This window comes from Treponema endosymbiont of Eucomonympha sp., assembly GCF_001028545.1.
On record NZ_BBPW01000356.1, the window covers coordinates 1 to 705 of the forward strand.

1 protein-coding gene is annotated in these 705 nt (G+C 60.6%); it reads right to left on the minus strand.

What is annotated here, in order from left to right; genetic code table 11:
* Positions 1–303: 303 nt before the first annotated feature.
* On the minus strand, positions 304–705 hold a 402-nt coding region (locus AWU74_RS07045), incomplete at its 5' end, for a DALR anticodon-binding domain-containing protein (RefSeq protein ID WP_306701060.1).

The following is a 705-nucleotide window of genomic DNA, read 5'->3' on the forward strand; positions in this document are numbered from 1 at the left end:
GTGCTAACGCAACGTTAATGGCGCCCTTGTACACTATACTATACTTTAAAATTTCCCGCCGTATCTCTGATAATGTCGAAGCCGCTGCCGCTATCCCGTTTAACCTTCCAGTCAAACACTTCAAGCAGTTTTCCTGTTTCGGCGCTTACGCCCGTTTATGCGTTCGCGTACGCGGTTTTGCCCGGCGTTCCGGTCTTTGCTGCACGCAACAAGGCTTTCGTTGCGTCCCCCGAGCGTTTCGGGGACGTGTCCGTTTCCTGCGGCGTGCGGCAAACTCGGTTGTTCGGCTTCGCCGAACGCTGTCTACATAGTTTCAAGGAAGGGCACCAGTATCAGGCTCATGCCGTTTCTGAGCGCCGTGCGCGTGCATTCCGCAAGCGCGAGCCGCGCCGTCCGAAGCTCCGCGCCGTCCGCGTTCAAAATCGGGCATTCGCGGTAGAACACGGCAAATGCCTTCGCTGTGTCGTACAGCAGCCCCGCCACCGCCGACGGGTCAAAGTCCCGCGCCGCCTTTTCGACCGCCGCCGGAAACCCGCCGAGCAGCTTGAGCAGCGTCCATTCCGCGTCGTGCGTCAGAACCGCCGCCCTTTCCGCCGCGCATTCGCCCCCGGCGCTTCCGCCGGCTTTCCGCAGCACCGACGAAATCCGCGCGCCCATATATTGCAGGTACGGTCCCGTGTTGCCGTTGAACGAGAGCGATTCCTT